Source organism: Streptomyces sp. Q2, assembly GCF_056820935.1.
The window spans coordinates 3,536-10,897 of the sequence record NZ_JBXEJE010000091.1; the positions used below are offsets into that span (position 1 = coordinate 3,536).

A 7,362-nucleotide genomic window follows, 5' to 3' on the forward strand; every position below is an offset into this window, starting at 1 on the left:
CACGCCGGCCTCATCCGCGGCCGCCGTCAGCCGCTCGCGGAACCCGGCGTTCATCAACTTCCGCGACAGCAGCGCCAGAATCCGCAGATGCTCGTCACCCGCGGCCGCCTCCGGCACGGCGATCATGAAGACCAGCTTCGCCCTCGTCCCGTCCAGGGAATCCCACTCCACCCCCTCGACGGACCGTGCGAATCCGACCACGGGCGCGGTCACCGCGTCCGTCTTGGCGTGCGGAATCGCGATCTCCTCGCCCAGGCCGGTCGTGCCCTGCTCCTCGCGCCGCAATGCCGTCCGCACCAGCTCGTCGGAGTCCGCCACCTTGCCGCTCCGCGCCAGCAGCCCCGCCATCTCGCGGATGGCGGCCTCCTTGTCACGTGCGTCGAGCGAGACCTTCACGGTCTGCTCGGTGAGGTAGCCGGAGAGGACCGGCCTGCTGCCGTCGGGCTCGTCGTCGGCTTCGGCCGACGCGATACCCCCTGTCTCCACGATCCCCGTTGTCTCCGATATCCCCGCCGTCTCCACGGCGGGACCGCTCGGGCCCGTCGCGGCAGCCCCGGTCACGACCGGCTGCGACATGACGGCACCCGCGGGACCCGCCCCGACCAGCGCGGGCTCGGCCCCCAGCACACCTGTGCCGACGACCGGGGCACCCCGCCGCTTCCGCTCGCCGATGTCGACCAGCGTGACCGTGGTCAAAGCGGTGACCACCGCGCCGATCACCACGGCCACGAAGAACATCGGCACGCCGCTCACCGCGCCCAGCACCGCGACGATCGGCCCGCCGTGCGGCACCGCGTCCTCCACGCCGGAGACTCCGGCGACCGCACCGGCCACCGCGCCGCCCAGCATGTTGGCCGGGATGACCTGCGCGGGCCGCGCCGCCGCGAACGGGATCGCACCCTCGGAGATGCCGAAGCAGCCCATGAACAGCGCGGCGAGGCCGGTCTCCCGCTCCTGCTCTGTGTACAGGCGCTTCCGTATGAGCGTGGCCAGTCCCTGGCCCAGCGGCATGACCGGGATCGCGGCCGCGCACATGCCCATGACCGTCTGGTTGCCGGTCGCGATGAGCCCGGCGCCGAAGAGGAACGCCGTCTTGTTGACCGGCCCGCCCATGTCGAACGCGATCATGAGGCCGAGAATCGCGCCGAGCAGGATCGCGCTCGTGCCCGTCATCCCGCTGAGCCAGTTGGTCAGATGCTCGAAGACCCACGAGATCGGCTTCCCGACGACGTAGATGAAGAACAGTCCGAGTGCCGTGGTCGCCACGATCGGGATCACGATGATCGGCATGATCGGCTGCACGAACTTCGGGACCTTGACCTTCTTGATCCACAACACCAGATACCCGGCGAGGAACCCGGTCACGATCGCCCCGATGAAACCGGCGCCCGCCTTCGAGTCGTACAGCGCCCCCGTGTTGGCGATCCAGCCACCGATCATGCCCGGCACGAGCGCGGGCCGGTCCCCGATGGCGTAGGCGATGTAACCGGACAGGACCGGCACCATCAGCGTGAAGCCGATGACTCCGATGTTGTTCACGTCCATCCAGAAGGAGTCCTTCGGGATGACGAGACCCCCGGAGGGGTCGGTGTGCCCGCCGAGCGACAGCGAGACGGCGATCAGCAGCCCACCGACCACCACGAACGGGATCATGTAACTGACCCCGTTCATCAGCGCCTTGTACGCGACACTCCGCTCCTTGCCGCCTTCCTGGGAGGCAGGCTTGCTCGCGCCACCCCCGGTGTGAACCGGTGCCGACCGCACCCGCTCGATCAACCGCTCGGGATGGCGAATGCCCTCCGCCACGCCGACGGTGAGAACCCGCTTGCCCACGAAACGGCTCAGATCCACATCCTTGTCCGCGGCGACGATGATGCCGTCCGCAGCGCTGACATCGTTGTCATCCAGGATGTTTTCCGCACCGATGGATCCCTGCGTCTCCACCTTCATGTCGATACCGCGGCTCTCGGCGGCCTGCGCGAGTTTCTCCGCCGCCATGTACGTGTGTGCGATGCCGGTCGGGCACGCGGTCACCGCGAGCAGCCTCAGCCGCCCGCGCTCGCCATCGCCGCTGCCCGTGGGGGGAGGGCCGGCCGGAATGGTCACATCGATCTCCCAACGCCTTTGTCACGCGGAACGCCGTCCCGGACGCCCCGCAGGATCGATCAGAGGTTCCGATCTCCTCGCATCCTCCAGCACGCGCACCCGTGCTCAAAGGCGCGAGAGCACCCCTTGTCCCGGTCCGTCGCCTCCTGTCCTCGCGTTCGTGACTGTCCTGTTGTCGCTGCCGAAGCAGCCCGCCACCGACACCGACGACGATCTCGGATCGGCGCAATGTGTTCGGAGGCGGACTGGGGACGGCCGGGCCCACCGTGTAGCTTGGGTGGGAGCCAGACGTCGCTGCTGATGGCGGTCGGGCGGTCCCACCGCGGACCGGCCGAGGGAGAGAGGGCCTCCGACGGACTGCGCTGCGCGCACGCGGGCATGCCTGTGTCCTCCTTCGGGGCACCCCTGTGTCCGCCGCCGCGCAGGCCAGCCGTACCCACCTCGCCCCAATCCCGAGGAGCAGCTCGAATGACGACTGTCGACAACCGACAGGACTTCAAGGTCGCCGACCTCTCCCTGGCCGAGTTCGGCCGCAAGGAGATCACCCTCGCCGAGCACGAGATGCCCGGCCTGATGTCGATCCGCAAGGAGTACGCGGAGGCGCAGCCCCTGGCTGGCGCCCGTGTCACCGGCTCCCTGCACATGACCGTCCAGACCGCGGTGCTCATCGAGACCCTCACCGCCCTGGGCGCCGAGGTCCGTTGGGCCTCCTGCAACATCTTCTCCACCCAGGACCACGCGGCCGCCGCCATCGCCGTCGGCCCGAACGGCACGCCCGAAAACCCGCAGGGCGTCCCGGTCTTCGCCTGGAAGGGCGAGACCCTGGAGGAGTACTGGTGGTGCACGGAGCAGGCGCTGACCTGGCCGAACACCCCCACCGGCGGCCCGAACATGATTCTGGACGACGGTGGCGACGCCACGATGCTCGTCCACAAGGGCGTCGAGTACGAGAAGGACGGCAAGGTCCCGGACGTCGAGACCGCCGAGTCCGAGGAGCACGGGGTGTTCCTCCAGCTGCTGACCCGCACGGTGGCTGAGAGCCCGCAGAAGTGGACTCAGGTCGCCTCCGAGATCCGCGGCGTGACCGAGGAGACCACGACCGGTGTCCACCGCCTGTACGAGATGCAGCGCGACGGCACCCTCCTGTTCCCGGCGATCAACGTCAACGACGCCGTCACCAAGTCGAAGTTCGACAACAAGTACGGCTGCCGCCACTCCCTGATCGACGGCATCAACCGTGCCACCGACGTCCTCATCGGCGGCAAGACCGCGGTCGTCTTCGGCTACGGCGACGTGGGCAAGGGCTGCGCGGAGTCCCTGCGCGGACAGGGCGCCCGCGTCATCGTCACCGAGATCGACCCGATCTGCGCCCTCCAGGCGGCGATGGACGGCTACCAGGTCACGACCCTCGACGAGGTCGTCGACAAGGCCGACATCTTCATCACCACGACCGGCAACAAGGACATCATCATGGCCTCGGACATGGCCAAGATGAAGCACCAGGCGATCATCGGCAACATCGGCCACTTCGACAACGAGATCGACATGGCCGGCCTCGCCAAGATCCCCGGCATCGTCAAGGACGAGGTCAAGCCGCAGGTCCACACCTGGAAGTTCCCCGACGGCAAGGTGCTCATCGTCCTGTCCGAGGGCCGCCTGCTGAACCTGGGCAACGCCACCGGTCACCCGTCGTTCGTGATGTCCAACTCCTTCGCGGACCAGACCCTGGCCCAGATCGAGCTGTTCACCAAGCCCGACGAGTACCCGACCGGCGTCTACGTGCTGCCCAAGCACCTCGACGAGAAGGTCGCCCGCCTCCACCTGGACGCACTCGGCGTGAAGCTGACCCAGCTGCGCCCCGAGCAGGCCGCGTACATCGGCGTCGAGGTCGACGGCCCGTTCAAGTCGGACCACTACCGCTACTGAGCCGGTACCTCGGCTCGCGGCGAGCACGTCCGTGCACTGACGCGCTCCCGCAACAGCAGGTCCTCAGAGGCAGGCCCCCGCACCCCCGTGCCGGGGGCCTGCCCCTTTGGCCGCCGAGGCCGGCTCAGCCCCGTCAAGCCCCACCACCAGGACCCTCATGCCCCGCGGCCGTTATTCGCTCCACGATCCGCACGATCACACCCCCCTCGCAGAAGAGCACTTCCACTGCGCCCCCGGCCCCTCCGGCTGGCGCTATGTCTCTCAACTGACCACCCCCTCGGGCGATCACAGCGGCTCCGTCGACCTCACCCTCGACGAACTCGGCCGCCCCATCCGCCTGGAACTGCATGCCGCGAGCTGGCAGGTCCGCGGTGCCGCCCTCGACGGCGTCACCTGGGTCCGCACGGACCCCACCGGAACCCACGCGACCGAAGGCAACGTCGCCGCCCACGCCTTCACCGGCACATCCCCCGCATTCCTCGTCGCCACCACCCGTCTCCTCCGCCTCACCCCTTCCGCCACAGCAACGCGCGTACGCCTCGTCGCCTTCACGGACCCGGTCCTCGCACCGCGCACCGTGGACCAGTCCTGGGCCTTGCTGAAAAGAGAAGCACACGGCACTGACAACGACCCCCTGACCGTCGAGGAATACCAGGTCACAGCCCTGGACACGGGGGAGCAGCACACCGTTCACATCGCGGGCGACGTGGTGCTCGCGGCACCCGGAATCGAGCTGGAAGACCTCGAGTCCCCGCCGTCGACATCGGCCTGAGCGAGGGCGCCCGCCGCACGGTCGAGACCGTGAGCGCGCCGACTGCCGTCGACCGGTCAGGCAGGCGGTACGAACCCGGTGCCGGGACGACCGGCGGCCGGCGCCTGCTGCGACGGCTCCGAGGGCTGGGGCGGCCGCTCCGGCATCTCAGGCCCACTGCCGACCCGGGTGCTCGGGCTCGTAGCCGAGGTCTGCCCATCCCCTGCAGGAGCGGTCCACGCACCGGAGGCGGCGGGCTGAGCAACGGCCGCCGCGTGCTGCCCCGCCGGAGGCCCGTACATACCCGGCGCACCAGCAACATGCGGGACACCGCCGGAACCGGGCACACCACCACCGCCTGGCCAGCCACCCGCATACCCCGCACCAGCGCCGAAGGCCCGCCGAACCTCCCGGGCCTGTCGCTCCTGCACCACCGCCGCCAAGAACGCGGCCGGCGGCACGCCTTGCGGCGCCGGGGCTCCCGTACGAGCCGTGAGATCAGCGGCGAGCCGCTCCGCCATGGCCCAGCCGACCTGCGGATCCAACTGCTGCATCCGCGTCAGATACTGGCGGATCGCCAGCCACAAGCCGTCCGGGACCGCCGACAGGTCAAGCGCCGAGAAACGCCCGGCCAGCCAGGGCGGAGGCGGAGGCACGAAACCCGTCCGCGCGGCCGGCACGCGTTCCCGTACGACCAGGGTTCCCGCGAACACGTCACCGAGCCGACGCCCTCGAGCCGAGACGAGGGAAGCGATGCAGGCGACGACTCCGAACGTCATCAGGATCTCGACCGCGCCGATCGCCCCCCGCACCAGCGCGTGCCGGAACCGGATCGGCCCGCCGTCGTCCCGCACCACCCGCAGCCCGCACGCCAGCTTCCCGAGCGAACGCCCATGGCTGAGCGTCTCGACCGCGATCGGCGCCCCCACCAGTACGAGAAGGAACGCCGCGATCGACACCGCGACCTGCGCCGCCTCGTCGAGGGAAGCGGTGGCGGACACCAGAACGATGGTCACGACGACATAGACGGTGACGGCCACCGCCAGATCGATCAGTACGGCCAAGCCTCTGCTGGGCAGCTTCGCGGGGCGCAACTCAAGCGCCACCGCCTCGCCCGTCACGAGATCACTCACGTCCGTCCGCCGTCCTTCCCCTGGCCTGCCCCGAGAACCGCCAGTCTGCCAAGCTGAGGGCGCGGCGCGCCGCAGTACGACAAGCTGACCCCACGACGAACGGCCCGACGACCAGCCGAGGAGCAGGCAGACCGATGGACCTCGACGTCTTCGTCACCGCCCACCGGGCCGAATGGGACCGCCTCGACGGGCTGCTCCGGCGTCAACGCCGCCTCACGGGTGCCGAGGCCGACGAACTCGTCGCCCTCTACCAACGCACCGCCACCCACCTGTCTCTGATCCAGTCCAGCGCCCCCGACCCGCAACTGACCGGCCGGCTCAGCCAACTGGTGGCACGCGCGCGTAGCGCTGTCACAGGCACCCGGCGAGCCTCCTGGCGCGACGCCACCCGCTTCCTGACCCACGGCTTCCCCGCCGCGGTCTACAAGTCGCGCCACTGGTGGGTACCCACGGCGCTCCTCTCCACAGTCGTGGCGGCCCTCCTGGGCTGGTGGATCGGCACGCATCCCGCAGTACAGGCATCCATCGCGGCCCCCACCGAGCTGCGCGAGCTCACGCGCCCCGGCGGCCAGTACGAGACGTACTACTCGAGCCACCCCGCAGCCTCCTTCGCAGCTCAGGTCTGGACGAACAACGCCCAGGCCGCAGCCATGTGCCTGGTCCTGGGGGTCTTCCTGGGTCTCCCGGTCCTCTGGATCCTCTTCCAGAACATGCTCAACCTCGGAGTCGGGTTCGGCCTGATGTCCTCGGCCGGGCGCCTCGACACCTTCCTGGGCCTCATCCTTCCGCACGGCCTGCTCGAACTCACCGCCGTCTTCGTCGCGGCCGGCACAGGGCTGCGCCTCGGCTGGACGGTGATCGACCCGGGCCCGCGCTCCCGACGCTCGGCTCTGGCAGAAGAGGGACGAGCCGCCGTGGGCATGGCGATAGGCCTGGCGCTGGTCCTCTTCGTCTCCGGCGCCATCGAAGGCTTCGTCACCCCTTCCGGCCTGCCCACCTGGGCCCGCATCGGTATCGGCATCGCCGCCGAACTGGCCTTCCTCGCGTACGTCTATGTACTGGGCCCCCGCGCGGTCCGCGCCGGAGACACCGGCGATGTCGAGGCAGCCGAACGCAGCGCCACCGTTCCGACGGCCGCCTGATGTGCGTGCAACCCCGCTGAGCTGCTACTGTCTCCTTCGCCCCGGAAGAGCCATTGACACGGAGCTGGCGGGGAGGTAGATTCAAACAGTTGTCTGGAGCTCGGTACCAATCTGGCTCGGCAACAGTGAGTGTCTGTCTGCTTCTAGAAATCTCGATTTCAAAGAAGCCCCCTCCCGATGAATCGGAAACGACAGCCGGTCAGACCGGCTCAGAACTTCTGATAAAGTCGGAACCGCCGGAAAGGGAAACGCGAGAGCGGGAACCTGGAAAGCACCGAGGAAATCGGATCGGAAAAGGATCTGA

Annotated in this window: 5 protein-coding genes; 3 read left to right on the forward strand and 2 right to left on the reverse strand. The window is 69.1% G+C overall.

From position 1 onward, the window contains the following. The coding region (locus ACWBNA_RS47405) for a fructose-specific PTS transporter subunit EIIC (RefSeq protein ID WP_482710812.1) at positions 1-2,106 on the reverse strand (2,106 nt) is incomplete at its 3' end. Positions 2,107-2,574: 468 nt separating this feature from the next. Between ACWBNA_RS47405 and ahcY the strand changes: the two genes are divergently transcribed. Together ahcY and ACWBNA_RS47415 are read left to right on the forward strand one after the other, a co-directional pair. After that, on the forward strand, positions 2,575-4,032 hold the full coding sequence (ahcY, locus tag ACWBNA_RS47410; protein WP_482710813.1) for an adenosylhomocysteinase: 1,458 nt from the start codon (positions 2,575-2,577) through the stop codon (positions 4,030-4,032). A gap of 157 nt (positions 4,033-4,189) precedes the next feature. After that, the gene (locus tag ACWBNA_RS47415) at positions 4,190-4,804 is read left to right on the forward strand and encodes a hypothetical protein (protein WP_482710814.1); all 615 of its coding nucleotides are present in this window, start codon (positions 4,190-4,192) and stop codon (positions 4,802-4,804) included. Positions 4,805-4,860: 56 nt separating this feature from the next. Here ACWBNA_RS47415 and ACWBNA_RS47420 read toward each other — a convergent pair whose 3' ends face one another. Continuing rightward, positions 4,861-5,916 (reverse strand): RDD family protein, encoded by a 1,056-nt coding sequence (locus tag ACWBNA_RS47420; protein ID WP_482710815.1) that lies wholly within the window; start codon positions 5,914-5,916, stop codon positions 4,861-4,863. A 134-nt stretch (positions 5,917-6,050) separates the two neighbouring features. On the opposite strand from ACWBNA_RS47420, the gene ACWBNA_RS47425 reads away from it, so the two are divergent. Then, positions 6,051-7,058 carry a stage II sporulation protein M gene (locus ACWBNA_RS47425; RefSeq protein ID WP_482710816.1) on the forward strand — a complete coding sequence of 336 codons (1,008 nt, stop codon included), beginning with the start codon at positions 6,051-6,053 and terminating at the stop codon, positions 7,056-7,058. Positions 7,059-7,362: the final 304 nt, after the last annotated feature.